This window comes from Jujubicoccus corallicola (assembly GCF_047345645.1).
GTDB lineage: Bacteria > Pseudomonadota > Alphaproteobacteria > Rhodobacterales > Rhodobacteraceae > JBLEFH01.
In genome coordinates this window covers 58,232-73,487 of the sequence record NZ_JBLEFH010000002.1, presented here as the reverse complement: position 1 = coordinate 73,487, position 15,256 = coordinate 58,232, and the positions used below count along the sequence as shown (strand labels likewise).

Below are 15,256 nucleotides of genomic sequence, written 5' to 3'. Positions count from 1 at the left end.
CAGGGCGGCTTACCTTCATCTTCAGATGAAAGGAGTCCCCCATGCCCCAGACTCAAGACACCAACCGCCAGTGGATTTTGAACGAACGCCCCCACGGCGCGCCCGACGAGAACACGCTGCGCCTTGAAAAAGGCGACGTGCCCAAGCCGGGGAGCGGCGAGATGCTGCTCCGCACGCAGTTTCTCTCCCTCGATCCTTACATGCGCGGACGGATGAGCGCTGCGGAAAGCTATGCCGAGCCGGTTGAGGTCGGCGGCGTGATGACCGCGCAGGTGGTGGCCGAGGTGGTCGAGTCCAATCTCGACGGCTACGCGCCCGGCGATCAGGTGCTCGCCTTTAGCGGCTGGCAGGATTACGCGGTCTCGGACGGCGAGATGATCCAGAAAATCAACGGCTTGGACAAACCAAGCTGGGCGCTTGGCATCCTCGGAATGCCCGGCTTCACCGCCTGGGCGGGGCTGACGCGGATCGGCCAGCCGAAAGAAGGCGAAACGCTGGTGGTTGCCGCTGCCACCGGCCCGGTCGGCGCCACGGTCGGCCAGATCGCCAAACTGCGCGGGCTTCGCGCGGTCGGCATTGCGGGCGGGCCGGAGAAATGCCGCCACGCCGTTGAGGAATTCGGTTTCGACGCCTGTATCGACCACCGCGCGCCGGACTTCGCCGCGCAATTGAAGGCCGCCGTGCCAGACGGGATCGACATCTATTTCGAGAATGTCGGCGGCAAGGTTTTCGACGCGGTGCTGCCCCTCTTCAACCCCCATGCCCGCGTCCCGGTCTGCGGCCTCGTCGCCAACTACAACGCGACCGCCCTGCCTGACGGCCCGGACCGCATGGGCTTCCTGATGAGCCAGATCCTGATCAAGAAACTGACCGTGCAGGGCTTCATCATCTGGGACACATTCGGGCATCTCTACCCCGAATTCATCGCCGAAATGCAGCCCTGGCTCGCCAATGGCGAGATCAGCTACACCGAAGAGATGATCGACGGGCTGGAAGCCGCCCCCGAAGCCTTTATCGGTCTGCTTGAGGGCAAAAACTTCGGCAAACGGGTCATCCGCGTCGGCGATTAAAGCGGCAGGCGCGCCGCCCCAAGGCGGCGCGTCTAGCTCAGTTGCCCCACGACCATCGCGGCGAGGGCGACGATGTGGATCAGCATGATCGCGCGGTCCTTCCACATCACGCCGACAATGAACCAGCCGACCAGCCCCACAAGGAAGAAATAGATGTTCAGCGGCACATAGCCGAAGCCCGTCGCCGCATAGCCGCAGATCTGCGCGATGGACGCGATCCATTTGGTCCAGAACGTAAAATTGGACCGTTTCGGCCCCATTGCCATCGCCATGATGCGCCCTTTCTCATTTGAACTTTTTCAAACGAGATCATGCGCCTTGAGGGCTGGCAAGCGGAATTAATCGCGCTTTGTTCCTAAGTGGATCTCGCCCCGTTCGGCGGCGAGTTTCATCTGCCGCTGGCGCTCGCGGAAGCGTTCGCGGCGGGCGTCGTCGATCTCATCAATGCACTGATGGCAGGACACGCCCGGCTCGAATTCGGGGCGGGTTTTGTCCTCCGGCACGATGGGGCGGCGGCAGGCGTGGCAAAGCTCGTGCTCGCCCTCCTCCAGCCCGTGACCGACCGAGACGCGGCCGTCAAAGACGAAACATTCGCCATTCCAGAGGCTTTGCTCCTGCGGCACCTCTTCGAGATATTTCAGGATGCCGCCTTTGAGGTGGTAGACTTCCGGCACGCCGAGGCCGAGCAGATAGCTTGAGGCCTTCTCGCAGCGGATCCCTCCGGTGCAGAACATCGCGACCGTTTTGTTGTGGAACTGCGCCTTGTTCTCTTCCCACCAGCGCGGGAAGTCGCGGAAGGTCTTGGTCTGCGGGTCCACCGCGCCCTCGAAGGTGCCGATCCCGACCTCGTAGTCGTTGCGGGTGTCGATCACGACCACATCGTCGCGGGAGATGAGATCGTTCCAGTCCTCTGCCGCGACATAGGAGCCGACCTGCGCCGTCGGGTCCGCCAGCGGCTGGCCCATGGTGACGATCTCGCGCTTCAGCCGCACTTTCATGCGCAGGAAGGGCATCTCTTCGGCGTGGCTTTCCTTATGCTCCAGCGCGGCGAAGCCCGGAATGGCGCGGATCGCGGCGAGGACCGTGTCGATCCCGCCGCGCGGCCCGGCAATCGTGCCGTTGATCCCCTCGCTCGCCAGCAGCAGGGAGCCGCGCACGCCGTTCTCATCGCAAAGCGATTGCAGCCGCTCCCGATGGGCGTCGGGCTCGAGGGGGGCGAAGTGGTAGAGGGCAGCGACGGTGTAACTCATGCGGCTCTATGTGCGCGCGAGCCGCCGATCGTCAAGAGCCATGAGCAGCCAAACGCCCAAGCCCGCCACACCGAGCGCGACGCCCACCCAGCCGGGCGCACCCCAACCCCAGCCTGCCGCGAGGGCCGCACCAGCGAGGAAAGGACCAAGCGCATTGGCGAGGTTGAAGGCCGCGTGGTTCATCGCGGCGGCCATGGTTTGCGCGTCGCCCGCGACATCCATCAGCCGGGTCTGAAGCGGCACGACCATCCCGCCGCTGAAGCCGATGAGGAAAATCGCCAGCGCCAGCGCCTGCCAACTGCCGATCAACTGGGTGTAAAGCGCGCAGGCGATGACCATGAAGAGCTGGAACCCGCCCGCGCTCGCGATAAGGCGGCCCGAGGAGATGCGGCCCGACACGAGATTGCCGACCGTGGAGCCGATCCCGAACATCGCCAGCACAATCGCGACGCTCCATTCGGGCGCAGCGGCGTGCTGAAGCAGGGTCGCGCTCAGGTAGGAATAGGTCGCGAACATGCCGCCAAAGCCAATCGCGCCCATGGCAAGCGGGAGCCAGACGGAGCGGTTTTTCAGCGCCTCAAGCTCGCGGAGCGGGCTGGCTTCGGGGTGGCGCGTGTCGTTCGGACCGGTTTTCCAGATCATATAGAGGGAAACCGCGCCCATGATCGCGACCGAGAGGAAACAGAACCGCCAGCCAAAGACCTGCCCGAGCGCGCTCGCCGCAGGCACCCCGATGATATTGGCGGTGGTGAGGCCGAGCAGCACCTGGCTCACCGCTTGCGCGCGCTTGCCTTTGCCCATCATTTCCGCCGCATAAAGGGTGGAAATCCCGAGGACGCCCGCATGGGGCAGTCCGGTGAGGAAGCGCGCAGCGATCAGCATATTCATGGTCGGCGCGAGCGTGGTGAGGATATTGCCGACCACAAACACGGCGATCAGGGCGAGAATGAAGCTCTTGCGGGAGAATTTCGCGCCGAAAAGCGCCAGCAGCGGCGCGCCGATCACCACGCCAAGCGCATAGGCGCTGACGGCGTGGCCCGCTTCGGTCTCGCTGACCTCAAGCCCGGCGGCGTAATAGGGCAAGAGGCCCATGGCGGCAAATTCCGCCGTGCCAAGGGCAAAGGCCGCCGCGGCGAGCCAGAAAATCGCGACACCAGGGCGTCGTTCGGTCATATCGAGGGCCATGACCGTCTCCTTTGAATGTAAAGATAGCGCTAACAGTTTGGCCGCAGAAAATCGTTAATGCGGTCGGGAGTCAATCCGCGCTGAACGCATGGCCGCTATGCGCGGCGGCGGTTTGCGCGCGATTCGGATTTTTGGGGTGGGCATGGGTCTGGTCGGACGGGATGGCTCGCGAGCGCCGCAAAGATGCCACACCCGGCGGGCTTGCGGTATCCCGTCGCCGTATGACTAGGGCCGCGCACAAGCCCATGCCTTTTCGCCGCGCCGCCCTACCCTATCTTGCGGTCGAAACGCGGTTTGGCAGGTTCACCTCACCCCGAAATAAGTCAAGAAAACAAGGCCTTTGCGCAACAGCTTTGGCGAAAAATTAACCTCTGCGACCCTAAAGCTTGACCCAAAGCCGTCCGGCCCGGATCGTGCCTGTAAAAAGGCGTTAAAAGAAATGAGGCAAGGTATGATTAAGAAAAGTCTGGCAGTGATCGCCCTTCTCGCAACCCCGCTTCTCGCGGCTCCGGTGATGGCACAGGATCTGCCGCGCGGTGAGTATCGCGACACCGACCCCGCCCGCGACATGCGCGTGAAATTCGGCCCGAGCCAGGATTTCGCCATCGACGTGAAAGCCCAGCAATGCGCGGGTGAAGGCAAGGGCAAATTCCACCGCGTGCGCCCCGGTGCGCTCCGCGCCGTGCTGATGACCCCGGACCAGCCGAACAGCCCCACCTGCGAGCTGCATATTACCGAGAACGCGGGCCGCTACACCATCACGCAAGGCAATGGCGATTGCAGCTATTACAACAAAAGCTGCTATTTCTTCGGCACTGTCGAGCGGTAACACCCTCGGCGGGGCTTGACTCGCACCCGCCTCCCCTTTAACTGCTCGGTCCAAATCCCGGTCGGTGTATAGCCTTCCGGTCCATGCTATAAGGCTGGATCGCCACCCGTCAGCGCGTTGCGCCCACGGGTGCTTTACCGCTTTGCCGCATTGGTTCGCTCGCGAAAGGAGAGGCGCATGTTTGAAAATCTGTCAGATCGCTTGGGCGGTGTCTTTGACCGGCTGACCAAACAGGGTGCGCTCTCCGAAGGAGATGTGAAAACGGCGATGCGCGAGGTGCGCACGGCGCTTCTGGAGGCGGATGTCTCGCTCCCCGTGGTCCGCAATTTCGTCAAGCGCGTGACCGACAAGGCGACCGGCCAAGCGGTGCTGAAATCCGTCACCCCCGGCCAGATGGTCGTGAAATTCGTTCATGATGAGCTGGTGGATATGCTCGCGGGCGATGATGAGACGGCGGGCCAGCTCAAGATTTCCTCGCCCCCGGCCCCGATCCTGATGGTCGGCCTGCAAGGCTCCGGTAAGACGACAACCACGGCGAAACTCGCCAAACGGCTCAAGGATCGAGAGGGCAAAAAGGTCCTCATGGCCTCTCTCGACACCCGCCGTCCGGCGGCGATGGAGCAGCTTGCGGTGCTGGGGCAGCAGATCGGCGTCGACACGCTCCCTATCGTGATGGGCCAGTCGGCGGTCGATATTGCCAAGCGCGCCAAGCAGCAGGCGACGCTCGGCGGCTATGATGTGTTCATGCTCGACACGGCGGGCCGCCTTCATATCGACGCGGAACTGATGGCCGAAGTCGAGGCGGTGCGCGACTCCACCACGCCGCGCGAGACGCTTCTCGTCGTCGATGGCCTGACGGGTCAGGACGCGGTGAATGTGGCCGAACAATTTGACGGGCAAATCGGCATTTCCGGCGTGGTCCTCACCCGGATGGACGGCGACGGGCGCGGCGGTGCGGCGCTCTCGATGCGCGCGGTCACGGGCAAGCCGATCAAATTCGTCGGCCTCGGCGAGAAAATGGACGCGCTGGAAGAATTCCACGCAAGCCGCGTCGCGGGCCGGATCCTCGGCATGGGCGACATTGTCAGCCTCGTCGAGAAGGCACAGGAAACGCTGGAGGCCGAACAGGCCGAGCGCATGATGAAGCGCTTCCAGAAGGGCCAGTTCAACATGAACGACCTGAAATCCCAGCTTGAACAGATGATCAAGATGGGCGGGATGCAGGGCGTCATGGGAATGATGCCGGGCATGGGCAAACTCGCCAAGCAGATGGACGAGGCCGGGATGGACGACAAGGTCCTGCGCCAGCAAATCGCCCTCATCAACTCCATGACCAAAATGGAACGCGCCAACCCGCAACTCATGCAGGCGAGCCGTAAGAAACGCGTCGCCGCAGGGGCCGGGATGGAGGTCTCAGATCTCAACAAGCTTTTGAAAATGCAGCGCCAAATGGGCGACATGATGAAAAAGCTCGGCAAGCAGGGCGGCAAGGGGATGCTGCGCGGCATGATGGGGCAACTCATGGGCAAAGGCGGCGGGATGCCTCCGATGGGCGGGATGCCCGGCGGCGCAGGGATGCCGCAAATGCCGCAGGGCCTGCCGCCGCTCGGAGGCCTCGGGAAGAAGAAATGACCGAGACACTCACCACAGAACGGCTGGTTTTGCGCAGGTCCGAAGGCAAGGATTGGCCGCAGTTCCACGCCTTCGCGCTGTCCGAGCGCTCGAAGGGCATCGGCGGGCCGCATAATCTGAAGGATGCGTGGCGCAAATTCGCCTATGGCGTTGGCCATTGGCAGATTTTCGGCTTCGGTATGTGGATCGTCACCACCAAGGAGGATGACACCGCGCTTGCACTCGTTGGTCCATGGTCGCCCCCGGACTGGCCCGAAAACGAAATCGGCTGGATGGTTCTCGACCCCGCTTTCGAAGGCAAAGGCTATGCGTTTGAAGCCGCCCGCGCAGCGCTTGAGGATGCTTACACCCGCCTCGGCTGGACCACGGCTGTCAGCTATATCGACCCGGACAACACCCGCTCGCGCGCTCTTGCGGAGCGTCTCGGCGCGGTGATTGATCCGAACGCGGCGGCACCAGGCACGCATCCCAGCCTCGTCTACCGTCACCCCGCCCCGCAGGAGGCCGCATGACCGATACCGTAAAAAAAGCTGCCGAAATCCTGCGCGAGCATCGCGAGAGCATTGACCGGCTCGACGCGATCCTCGTCTACACGCTCGCCGAGCGTTTCAAGCATACGCAGGGTGTGGGCCGCCTCAAGGCGACCCATGCGCTGCCGCCCGCTGACCCGGACCGGGAAGCGGCGCAGATCGAACGGCTCCAGCGGCTTGCCCGCGACGCCGATCTCGACCCCGAATTCGCGGAGAAGTTTCTCAACTTCATCATCGCGGAAGTCGTCAAAAACCATCAGTCATTCCAAAATTCAGGAGAAGAATAATGGCTATCAAAATCCGTCTGGCCCGTGGTGGCTCCAAAAAGCGTCCGTTCTATTCGATCGTCGCCTCCGACAGCCGCTCGCCCCGCGACGGCCGCTTCATCGAGAAGCTCGGCACCTATAATCCGCTGCTCCCGAAAGACAGCGAAGAGCGCGTGAAGATGAACATGGAGCGCGTGAAGCATTGGCTGGAGCAGGGCGCGCAGCCGACCGACCGTATCTCGCGCTTCCTCGAAGCGGCTGGCGAGATCGAGAAGAAGGAGCGCAACAACCCCAAGAAAGCCGAGCCGGGCAAAGCCGCGCAGCAGCGCGCGCAGGAAAAAGCGGACAAGGAAGAGGCCCGCAAGCAGGCGGAAGCTGATGCCAAGGCCGCTGCCGAGGCTCCGGCTGAGGAAGCGCCCGCTGAAGAGGCACCCGCCGAAGAGGCCAGCGAGTAATCCAAAAGGGGGCCGCTTGGCCCCTTTTTTCGCTTTGGGAGCATGGGAATGGCAAAAGATCTGGTATGCGTCGGCGCAATTGTCGGGGCCTTCGGTGTGAAGGGCGAGACCCGGATCAAGAGCTTTTGCGCCGAGCCCGAGGACATTGCCAGCTATGGTCCGCTGAAGGATCAGGCGGGCAAGAGCTACACGCTCTCCGCGCTGCGCCCGATCAAGGGCGGCTTTGCGGTGCGCCTGTCGGGTGTGCCGAGCAAGGAGGCCGCCGACGCGATGCGCGGCACCCGCCTTTATGCGCCGCGCGATGCCCTGCCCTCGCTCCCTGATGACGAGTTTTACCATGCCGATCTCATTGGCCTTGAGGTCTATGACACCGGCGGGGTGAAGCTTGGCAAGGTGAAGGCGGTGCATAACCACGGGGCGGGCGATTTTCTCGAAGTCGCCGCGCATGGCGCTTCGCCGCGCCTTCTGCCCTTCACGCAAGCGGCCGTGCCGACGGTGGATCTCGCCGCGGGCCGCATCATCGCCGATCCGCCCGAGGAAACCGGGGAGCCGGAGGGCGATCCGGTGCAGAGCGATGAGTGACGACGAGACCCCGGCCCGCTCCCATGGCCGCGTCCCGGTCCGCCCCAGCCTGACACCGAGCGATCTTTTGGCGGAGACAGGCCGCTCCGGCCCGGACCGCTGGACGGCGCGGGTTCTCACCCTTTTCCCCGACATGTTCCCCGGCCCGCTCGGTGGCTCGCTCACGGGTAAGGCCTTGAAAGACGGGCTTTGGGGGCTGGAGCCGATCGGCATCCGCGCTTTTGCCACCGGCAAGCACCGCAATGTGGACGACACCCCCGCAGGCGGCGGCGCGGGCATGGTGCTGCGCCCCGATGTGGTCGCCCGCGCGGTGGATTTCGCCGGGCGCGACACGCCGGAAAACTGGCCCGTCCTCTATCTCTCGCCGCGCGGCAAACCCTTCACGCAGGCCATGGCGCAGACCCTCGCAGACGGTCCCGGCGTCACGCTTCTCTGCGGCCGTTTCGAGGGCGTCGACGAGCGTGTGATCGAGGCGCGCAACATCATGGAAGTCTCGCTCGGAGATTTCGTCCTGACGGGCGGCGAAATCCCGGCAATGGCCTTGATTGACGCGACGGTTCGCCTTATACCGCAGGTTCTTGGGAACGCCGATTCGACCATTGAGGAAAGCTTTTCCTCCGGCCTTTTGGAGCACCCGCACTATACCAGACCCGCTGAATGGGAAGGGCGCACGATCCCGGAAATTCTCCTTTCCGGACATCACGCGAAGATCGCCGCATGGCGGCGCGCCTGTTCAGAGGAGCTGACCAAGGAACGTCGACCTGACCTCTGGCGGGCCCATCTCGGGGACCACGGTGGAGACCAAGAGCTCTCGGGACGCGCAGAACAATCGGCCGTGAAGCCGAGAGGAGAAAAGCCATGAACCTGCTCAAAGAGCTGGAAAAAGAACATCTTGCCGAGCTTGGCAAAGAGATCCCGGATTTCGCCGCTGGGGACACTGTCCGCGTCGGCTATAAAGTGACCGAGGGCACCCGTACCCGCGTCCAGAACTACGAAGGCGTTGTGATTGCTCGCAAAAACGGCCACGGCGTTGACGGCACCTTCACCGTGCGCAAGATCAGCTTCGGCGAAGGCGTCGAGCGTATCTTCCCGCTGCACAGCCCGAATATCGACGCGATCACCGTTGTTCGCCGCGGCCGTGTCCGCCGTGCGAAGCTGTATTACCTGCGCTCGCGCCGTGGTAAATCCGCCCGTATCGCCGAGAAAACCAACTACCGCGCCCCCAAGGCAAAAGCGGCTGAGTAAGGGACGAGACCATGAAAAAAGACATTCATCCCGAATACCACACCATCGAAGTCAAGATGACCGACGGCACGACCATCGAGATGCGCTCGACCTGGGGCAAAGAGGGCGACACGCTCAACCTCGACATTGACCCGAACTCGCATCCGGCATGGACCGGCGGCTCGACCCGCCTGATGGACACCGGCGGCCGTGTGTCGAAGTTCAAAAAGAAATTCGAAGGCCTCGGCTTCTAAGCAGCCCGCAAACGGATTTGGAAACGCGCTCCGCTCGGGGCGCGTTTTTGTTTTGGGGGCGTGCGCCGCTGCGCCCTTGCACTTGGCCCGAAAGCCTGAAATTTTGCGCGCAAATTCATGAGGCCCGCCCGTGCAGATCTTCCGCTCCCTCGCGCCCGCCGCCGCCCATGCCGGACCCCGTGAGGCGGTCCGCGCCGGTCTTGGCGCGCTGCTCGGCCTCGGGATTGCGGGGCTGTTCCTGCTCTCCCCCGGCATCGATTTGCAAACCGGCCTCTATCTCGTCGCGCCCTTCGGAGCCAGTTCCGTGCTGCTCTTCGCGGTCCCCAACAGCCCGCTCGCCCAGCCATGGAATGCGGTTGTCGGCAACACGGTCGCGGCACTCGTTGGCGTTGCGGTCTGCCTGACCGTCGCCGATCCAGCACTGCGGATTGCTCTCGCGGTTGGCCTCGCGATCACCGCGACCATCCTCTGCCGCGCCATCCATCCACCCGCGGGCGCCGTCGCCATGACCGCCGCGATGAGCCCGGACGCCGTCGCCGAACTGGGCTTCCGCTTCGCCCTCGCGCCGATCGCCGCCGGAACGATTGCCCTCGTCCTGCTCGCCGCCCTCTACGCGCGCCTCACGGGCCGGCACTACCCGTTCCGCCAGTTTGATGATCCGAACACCCATGGCACCGAGGACGCCGAACCCGCTGAGCGCCTTGGCCTCAGCGAGGAAGAATTGGTCGGGATTCTCGAACGCTATCGCCAATCCTTCAACCTCGGCGTCGAGGACCTTGCCCGGCTGATCGGCGCGGCAGAGCTCCAGGCGGCGAGCCACAGCGTCGGCCCGCTCACCGCTGGCGACATCATGTCCCGCGACCTCGTGACCGTGACGCCGGAGACGTCGCTCTCCGCCCTCGCCGCGATGTTCACCCGCCACCGCTTCACCTCCCTGCCCGTCACCCGCGACGACCGCTATCTCGGCATTATCTTTCAGATGGACCTCATCGCGGTCGCGGATTACCGCCATGGCGTCTCCGGCGCGTTCGACCGGCTTCGCGCGCGCGACGGCGACGCGCGCCGCCGTGCCGAAAGCGTCATGCGCAGCGACACGCCGAAAGCCGTAAAAGCCACGCCGATCAGTGCGTTACTGCCGCTGATGGCCGATGGCGATGTGGACGCGGTGCCGGTTCTGGAAGGCGAAACCCTCGTCGGGATCGTCACCCGCACCGACCTGATCGCCGCCCTCGCGCGGCAAGTGGCGCGGACGTAACGCCGCCCTCCGCCCTGCCCCATTGCACTTCCCGCCCGTCCGTCGCATTCATAGCGTCCGAACAGAAAGGGGAATCGCATGCACGTGATCGTTTTTGGAAACGAAAAAGGCGGGTCGGGGAAATCCACCACCGCGATGCATGTGATCACAGCCCTGACGCGGGCGGGCTATGCCGTCGGCGCGATGGATCTCGACCTGCGCCAGCAGAGCCTGTTTCGCTATCTCGACAACCGGCAGGCGTTTATCACGCGAGAGCAGGTGACGCTCCCGATGCCGGTGCGCGGGACGTTGAAACCGAGTCAGGATGACAGCCGCAAGGCCGCCGAGGAGTCTGACCGGGCGCAATTTGGCGAGATTCTGGAGCAGTTCCGCAGCGAGGGCTGTGAGTTCGCGCTGATCGACTGCCCCGGTGCGGACACCCATTACGCCCGGATGGCGCATAGTGCGGCGAATACGCTGGTCACGCCAATGAATGACTCGCTGATTGATTTCGACCTGCTGGCCCGGCTCGATCCGGTGAGCGGGCGGGTCATGGGGCCGTCGATTTATTCCGAAATGGTGTGGAATGCGCGGCAGGACCGCGCCGCGGCGGGTCTGCCGCCGCTCGACTGGGTGGTGCTGCGCAACCGCATGGCCGTGCAGAACGCCCATAACAAACGCAAGGTCGGCGCAGCGCTGAAGGATTTGCAGAAGCGGATCGGCTTCCGGCTGCTGCCCGGCATGAGCGAGCGCGTAATTTTCCGCGAGATGTTCCTGAACGGGCTGACGTTGCTGGACCTGAAGCAGTTGCAGACGGGCAAGCTCAGTCTCTCCAACATCGCCGCGCGGCAGGAATTGCGTGATTTGATGAGCGGGCTGAACCTGCCTGCGCCGGATGTGACGATCTAAACCATCCTATCGCCAACAAAAAAAGCGCGCCGAATGAGGCGCGCTTTTTTCGTTGTCTAACCGGAACTTAGTTCACCCGGATCGGCTCACATTTCACATTCTGCGCCATCAGGGCGGAGCAAATTTGCGCCGCGTGCCCTTGGGTGATGCCGACAAAGCGCGCGTCGTAAAGCTCCATGCCTTGCAGGCGTACCGCCTGAATGCGCGAGGTCGCGCCGTTGACCTGATCGGGCGCGGACATGGCCGCCTGAATCAAACGCTCTTCGGCAGATTGCGGCTGTTTATACGCGCCGAGACGCACGCCCCAACTGTTGCCCCCCGGCGCGGCTTTTCCTGCCGACGAGCCGCCAATCTGGCCCGCAACGGAGGCAACGGCAGAGTCGATGCTCGCGCGGATATTGGTGTTTGCGGTCTCTCGCGGGGCGGGCCGCATATTGCCATTGAGGCTGCCGGAGGCGAGCGATCCGCTTTGCGCCGCGCGAGCGGCGGCTTGTGCGGCAAGCTGTTCCGCCTGACGCTGCTCTGCGGCTTGCGCGGCGGCGGCCTGCTGCTGCGCTTGCTGCGCGTCGGACACCGACCGCAGCGGCGCGCGGCGCGCGGCGACCTGATAGGCAATCGGGCGCGGCTGCTGAACCCGCGCGAATTGCGGCGAGCGGCTGAACCCGTAATCGAGAAGCTGCGAGACCGTCTCCGTCCGCGCCGCCGAGGAGGTGCCGCCGAAGAAGGACACGATCACCCGCTGATTGCCGCGCTTGGCGGAGGCGACGAGGTTGTGACCAGCCGCGCGGGTATAACCGGTCTTGATGCCATCCGCGCCCTCGTATCCCTTGAGCAGACGGATATTCGTGTTCGACACGGTCTTGAGACCCGCATCGGTCGTCCGGCGGCTGAAGAGGTTGTAATATTGCGGATAATCATAGAAAAGGCGCCGCCCCAGCAGCGCCATATCACGGGCGGTCGAGTAGTGACCGGACTCGGTCAGGCCATGCGCGTTCTTGAACACCGTGTTGCGCATCCCGAGGGCGCGGCCCGTGGTGGTCATGCGCGCGGCGAACTCCGGAACGCTGCCGGACACCGCTTCGGCCAGCGCCGTCGCCGCGTCATTCGCCGATTTCACCGCCGAGGCGCGGATGAGATAATGCAGCGAAATCCGGGTGCCTTCGCGCAGACCCAGCTTTGACGGCGGCTCCGCGGCGGCGCGGCGCGAGACCAGAACCTGATCGCCAAGCGCAAGCTCACCCCGTTTCACCGCCTCAAAGACGACATAAAGCGTCATCATCTTGGTAAGCGATGCCGGATGGAGCTGCACATCGGCGTTTTTTTCGTAGAGCACCCTGCCGTCGCGTGCGTCGATCACCACAGCCGCCTGCGTGGCCGCCTGTGCGCGCACGCCCGCGAGGAGCGCGATAAATACTAAAAAGACGAGTGGAAATACCGCTCGTGAAACCCGGAGTGTCATAACTGCCTCGACGCTATTCTTGCGCTATCATCCCCGCTCTTGAACTGGCGGTTTTTTGCTTTATCTAAAGAAGCTACCATGCACCGCCTAATGAGGAAACTCATTTTTAACTCATGGCAAGCATGGACCCGCAGTTTGAACATTGCGTTAACAGCAAATCCCCTTTTGTCCACCCGGTGCTGCGGCTATAGTCCGCGCATGCGAATGGGAGGCTTCTCTTGAGCGATAAACTGACGCCCCTGATGTCCGACGAGACCCCTGACAGTGAGGGTGAACTCGCGGTCAAAACCAAGCCGAAGACACAGCGTCCACCTTTGTATAAGGTGTTGCTTCTGAACGATGATTACACGCCAATGGATTTCGTCGTGCATGTTCTGGAGCGGTTCTTCGGGATCAATTACGAACATGCGGTGCAGATCATGCTGACCGTGCATAAAAAGGGCGTGGCCGTGGTCGGCGTGTTCTCGCGCGAGATCGCCGAAACGAAGGTCACGCAAGTCATGGATTATTCGCGAAAAAATCAGCATCCACTGCAATGCACGATGGAAAAAGAATGAGCGCACGTCTTGCGCTCGCCTTTGAGGACCCGCCCGAGGGCCCGGTTCTCGCCCTGATGCCGCGAATCGAGGATTTGTCCGTGCTGGCGGCGGCGGATGTGACCGTTTATCAGCCGCTTGCGCCGGCCTTTCAGGCTGCGCAAGGCGCGGGTCTGGCGGCCAATGAGGCGCTTCCGGCGGGCGAATGGCCGGTCGTGTTCGTCTTTGGCCGCAAGGCGCGGGCGGAGTTTCTGGCGCTGATCGGCGAGGGCTGGCGGCGCTGCGCGCTTGGCGGACGCTTCTATATCGACGCGCCGAAAACGCTTGGGATCGACGCGATTATCAAGCAACTCCGCAAGCGGGTGGAGATCGCGGATGTCACGCCGAAAGCCCATGGCAAGCTGGTGGAAATCACCAAATCCGGCCCCGATGATCTGTTCGACGACTGGATCGAGGCGGCGAAACCGCGTCCCGGCCCCGAGGGGTTTCTGACCGCGCCCGGCCTGTTCAGCCCTGAGAAGATCGACCCCGGTTCCGCCCGGCTGGCAGAGATTGTAGGTGAGGCCAAGGGCCGCGTGCTCGATCTTGGCGCGGGTTGGGGCTATCTCGCCAAGGCAACGCTCGGGCGCGAGACCGAGGCGGTCCATCTGGTCGACGCCGATGCCCGCGCGCTGGATCTGGCAAGGCAAAACCTCATCGATCCGCGCGCCCATTTCCACTGGGCGGATGCGGCGACCTTCACCTCAAACGCGCCCTTCGACACGATCCTGAGCAACCCGCCCTTCCATCAGGACCGCGCCAGCGACATCTCCCTCGGCCAGAGCTTCATCACCACCGCAGCGCGGCTTCTCGCCCGTGGCGGCACCGCCTATTTCGTCGCCAACCGCCACCTGCCCTATGAGAAAGTCTTCGAACAGGCCTTCGCGCAATGGCGCATTCTCGACGAGGAAGGCGGGTTCAAAATAGTCTCGGCGCAAAGGCCGAAAGGAGCGCGTTAATGTCCATTCAGCTTAATGAAAAAACCGTCATCGTGACGGGTGCGGCGGCGGGCGTTGGCCTTGCGACGGCACGGATCATGGCGCAACGCGGCGCGCGGGTGATGATGACGGACGACAATGACGAAAAGCTGAAGGCCGAATGCGCGACGCTGGCTGAGGACGGGCTGACGGTTGCGGCCTATGGCGGCAAGCTGACCGAAAAGCTGACCCGCGCCAATCTGCTCTCGGCCACGATCGACCAGTTCGAGCGGGTGGACATCCTCATCAATGGCAGCCGCGAGGCGCATTCGGCGGACCCGCTGGAGCCGGAACATGACGGGTTCACCACGATGATGGCGAATAATGTGGAAGCGACGCTGCGGCTCTCGCAACTCGTCGCCAAGCGCATGATTTCGCAGGCGGAAGACTTGCCGGAAAAGCCGCGTTCGGCGGGGTCCATCGTCAACATCACCTCGATTGCCGCGAACCGCACCCTGCCGGTGCTTATGGCCTATTCGGTCAGCTGCGCCGCGATGGAGCAACTCACCCGCGCCATGGCGGTCTCGCTCGCCGAACACCGCATCCGCGTCAACGCGGTCTCGCTCGGATCCGTCATGAGCGCGCCGCTCCGCGCGGCCCTCAAGGCGCGCAAGGATCTGCGCAAGGAAATGGAAAGTGTCACCCCGCTTGGCCGGATCGGCGAGGCGAAAGAAGCGGCGGATGCGGCGGTCTTTCTCGCCAGCAATTACGCCAGCTTCATCACCGGCCAGATCCTCGCGGTCGATGGCGGGCGCTCCCTGCTCGACCCGCTCGACCTGCCCGCCGTGATGGATTTCGAGGAATAAAAAAGGCGCCCATCCGGCG

General features: G+C 63.5%; 19 protein-coding genes. 15 read left to right on the top strand and 4 right to left on the bottom strand.

The annotated features are described in order from the left end of the window. Window positions 1–41: 41 nt before the first annotated feature. Window positions 42–1,070, top strand: a complete 1,029-nt coding sequence (gene curA, locus ACMA5I_RS03160; protein WP_525884784.1) for an NADPH-dependent curcumin/dihydrocurcumin reductase — start codon at window positions 42–44, stop codon at window positions 1,068–1,070. A gap of 32 nt (window positions 1,071–1,102) precedes the next feature. On the opposite strand, the gene ACMA5I_RS03155 is transcribed toward curA, so the two are convergent. The 3 genes from ACMA5I_RS03155 to ACMA5I_RS03145 all read right to left on the bottom strand — a co-directional run bounded on the left by ACMA5I_RS03155 (window position 1,103) and on the right by ACMA5I_RS03145 (window position 3,505). Next, window positions 1,103–1,342 carry a DUF6552 family protein gene (locus ACMA5I_RS03155; RefSeq protein WP_525884783.1) on the bottom strand — a complete coding sequence of 80 codons (240 nt, stop codon included), beginning with the start codon at window positions 1,340–1,342 and terminating at the stop codon, window positions 1,103–1,105. Window positions 1,343–1,408: 66 nt separating this feature from the next. Further along, window positions 1,409–2,320 carry an oxygen-dependent tRNA uridine(34) hydroxylase TrhO gene (gene trhO / locus ACMA5I_RS03150; RefSeq protein WP_525884782.1) on the bottom strand — a complete coding sequence of 304 codons (912 nt, stop codon included), beginning with the start codon at window positions 2,318–2,320 and terminating at the stop codon, window positions 1,409–1,411. Window positions 2,321–2,326: 6 nt separating this feature from the next. After that, window positions 2,327–3,505, bottom strand: a complete 1,179-nt coding sequence (locus ACMA5I_RS03145; RefSeq protein ID WP_525884781.1) for an MFS transporter — start codon at window positions 3,503–3,505, stop codon at window positions 2,327–2,329. 451 nt (window positions 3,506–3,956) lie between these two features. Here ACMA5I_RS03145 and ACMA5I_RS03140 point away from each other — a divergent pair, with 451 nt between their 5' ends. The 11 genes from ACMA5I_RS03140 (at window position 3,957) to ACMA5I_RS03090 (ending at window position 11,420) form a co-directional block, all read left to right on the top strand. After that, window positions 3,957–4,334, top strand: a complete 378-nt coding sequence (locus tag ACMA5I_RS03140) for a hypothetical protein (RefSeq protein WP_525884780.1) — start codon at window positions 3,957–3,959, stop codon at window positions 4,332–4,334. A 177-nt stretch (window positions 4,335–4,511) separates the two neighbouring features. After that, window positions 4,512–5,966 (top strand): signal recognition particle protein, encoded by a 1,455-nt coding sequence (gene ffh / locus ACMA5I_RS03135; protein WP_525884779.1) that lies wholly within the window; start codon window positions 4,512–4,514, stop codon window positions 5,964–5,966. Then, window positions 5,963–6,478, top strand: a complete 516-nt coding sequence (locus ACMA5I_RS03130) for a GNAT family N-acetyltransferase (RefSeq protein ID WP_525884778.1) — start codon at window positions 5,963–5,965, stop codon at window positions 6,476–6,478. The genes ffh and ACMA5I_RS03130 overlap by 4 nt, the downstream gene beginning before the upstream one ends. After that, complete coding sequence (locus ACMA5I_RS03125; RefSeq protein ID WP_525884777.1) at window positions 6,475–6,783, top strand: chorismate mutase; 309 nt, start codon at window positions 6,475–6,477, stop codon at window positions 6,781–6,783. The genes ACMA5I_RS03130 and ACMA5I_RS03125 overlap by 4 nt, the downstream gene beginning before the upstream one ends. Beyond that, a complete protein-coding gene (rpsP, locus tag ACMA5I_RS03120) occupies window positions 6,783–7,217 on the top strand; it encodes a 30S ribosomal protein S16 (protein WP_525884776.1) in 435 nt (144 codons plus the stop codon). Before ACMA5I_RS03125 ends, rpsP begins: the two co-directional genes overlap by 1 nt. Before the next feature lie 48 nt (window positions 7,218–7,265). After that, complete coding sequence (gene rimM / locus ACMA5I_RS03115; RefSeq protein ID WP_525884775.1) at window positions 7,266–7,799, top strand: ribosome maturation factor RimM; 534 nt, start codon at window positions 7,266–7,268, stop codon at window positions 7,797–7,799. After that, on the top strand, window positions 7,792–8,661 hold the full coding sequence (gene trmD / locus ACMA5I_RS03110; protein WP_525884774.1) for a tRNA (guanosine(37)-N1)-methyltransferase TrmD: 870 nt from the start codon (window positions 7,792–7,794) through the stop codon (window positions 8,659–8,661). The genes rimM and trmD overlap by 8 nt, the downstream gene beginning before the upstream one ends. Continuing rightward, window positions 8,658–9,044 carry a 50S ribosomal protein L19 gene (gene rplS, locus ACMA5I_RS03105; RefSeq protein ID WP_525884773.1) on the top strand — a complete coding sequence of 129 codons (387 nt, stop codon included), beginning with the start codon at window positions 8,658–8,660 and terminating at the stop codon, window positions 9,042–9,044. Before trmD ends, rplS begins: the two co-directional genes overlap by 4 nt. An 11-nt stretch (window positions 9,045–9,055) precedes the next feature. Then, window positions 9,056–9,277: a 50S ribosomal protein L31 gene (gene rpmE / locus ACMA5I_RS03100; protein WP_525884772.1), complete on the top strand. Its 222-nt coding sequence runs from the start codon at window positions 9,056–9,058 to the stop codon at window positions 9,275–9,277. A 130-nt stretch (window positions 9,278–9,407) separates the two neighbouring features. Continuing rightward, window positions 9,408–10,532 (top strand): HPP family protein, encoded by a 1,125-nt coding sequence (locus tag ACMA5I_RS03095; protein ID WP_525884771.1) that lies wholly within the window; start codon window positions 9,408–9,410, stop codon window positions 10,530–10,532. Between the two features lie 78 nt (window positions 10,533–10,610). Beyond that, entirely contained in the window at window positions 10,611–11,420 is an 810-nt protein-coding gene (locus ACMA5I_RS03090) for a division plane positioning ATPase MipZ (protein WP_525884770.1), read from the top strand. 67 nt (window positions 11,421–11,487) lie between these two features. On the opposite strand, the gene ACMA5I_RS03085 is transcribed toward ACMA5I_RS03090, so the two are convergent. Then, window positions 11,488–12,879, bottom strand: coding sequence for a D-alanyl-D-alanine carboxypeptidase family protein (locus tag ACMA5I_RS03085; protein ID WP_525884769.1), 1,392 nt, complete (start codon window positions 12,877–12,879; stop codon window positions 11,488–11,490). A gap of 242 nt (window positions 12,880–13,121) precedes the next feature. Here ACMA5I_RS03085 and clpS point away from each other — a divergent pair, with 242 nt between their 5' ends. From clpS to ACMA5I_RS03070, 3 genes are read left to right on the top strand one after another with little or no spacing between them, the layout of a single operon-like run. Then, window positions 13,122–13,436 carry an ATP-dependent Clp protease adapter ClpS gene (gene clpS / locus ACMA5I_RS03080; protein WP_525885166.1) on the top strand — a complete coding sequence of 105 codons (315 nt, stop codon included), beginning with the start codon at window positions 13,122–13,124 and terminating at the stop codon, window positions 13,434–13,436. Then, window positions 13,433–14,413 carry a methyltransferase gene (locus tag ACMA5I_RS03075; RefSeq protein ID WP_525884768.1) on the top strand — a complete coding sequence of 327 codons (981 nt, stop codon included), beginning with the start codon at window positions 13,433–13,435 and terminating at the stop codon, window positions 14,411–14,413. Before clpS ends, ACMA5I_RS03075 begins: the two co-directional genes overlap by 4 nt. Next, window positions 14,413–15,237: an SDR family NAD(P)-dependent oxidoreductase gene (locus ACMA5I_RS03070; protein WP_525884767.1), complete on the top strand. Its 825-nt coding sequence runs from the start codon at window positions 14,413–14,415 to the stop codon at window positions 15,235–15,237. The genes ACMA5I_RS03075 and ACMA5I_RS03070 overlap by 1 nt, the downstream gene beginning before the upstream one ends. Window positions 15,238–15,256 lie beyond the last annotated feature (19 nt).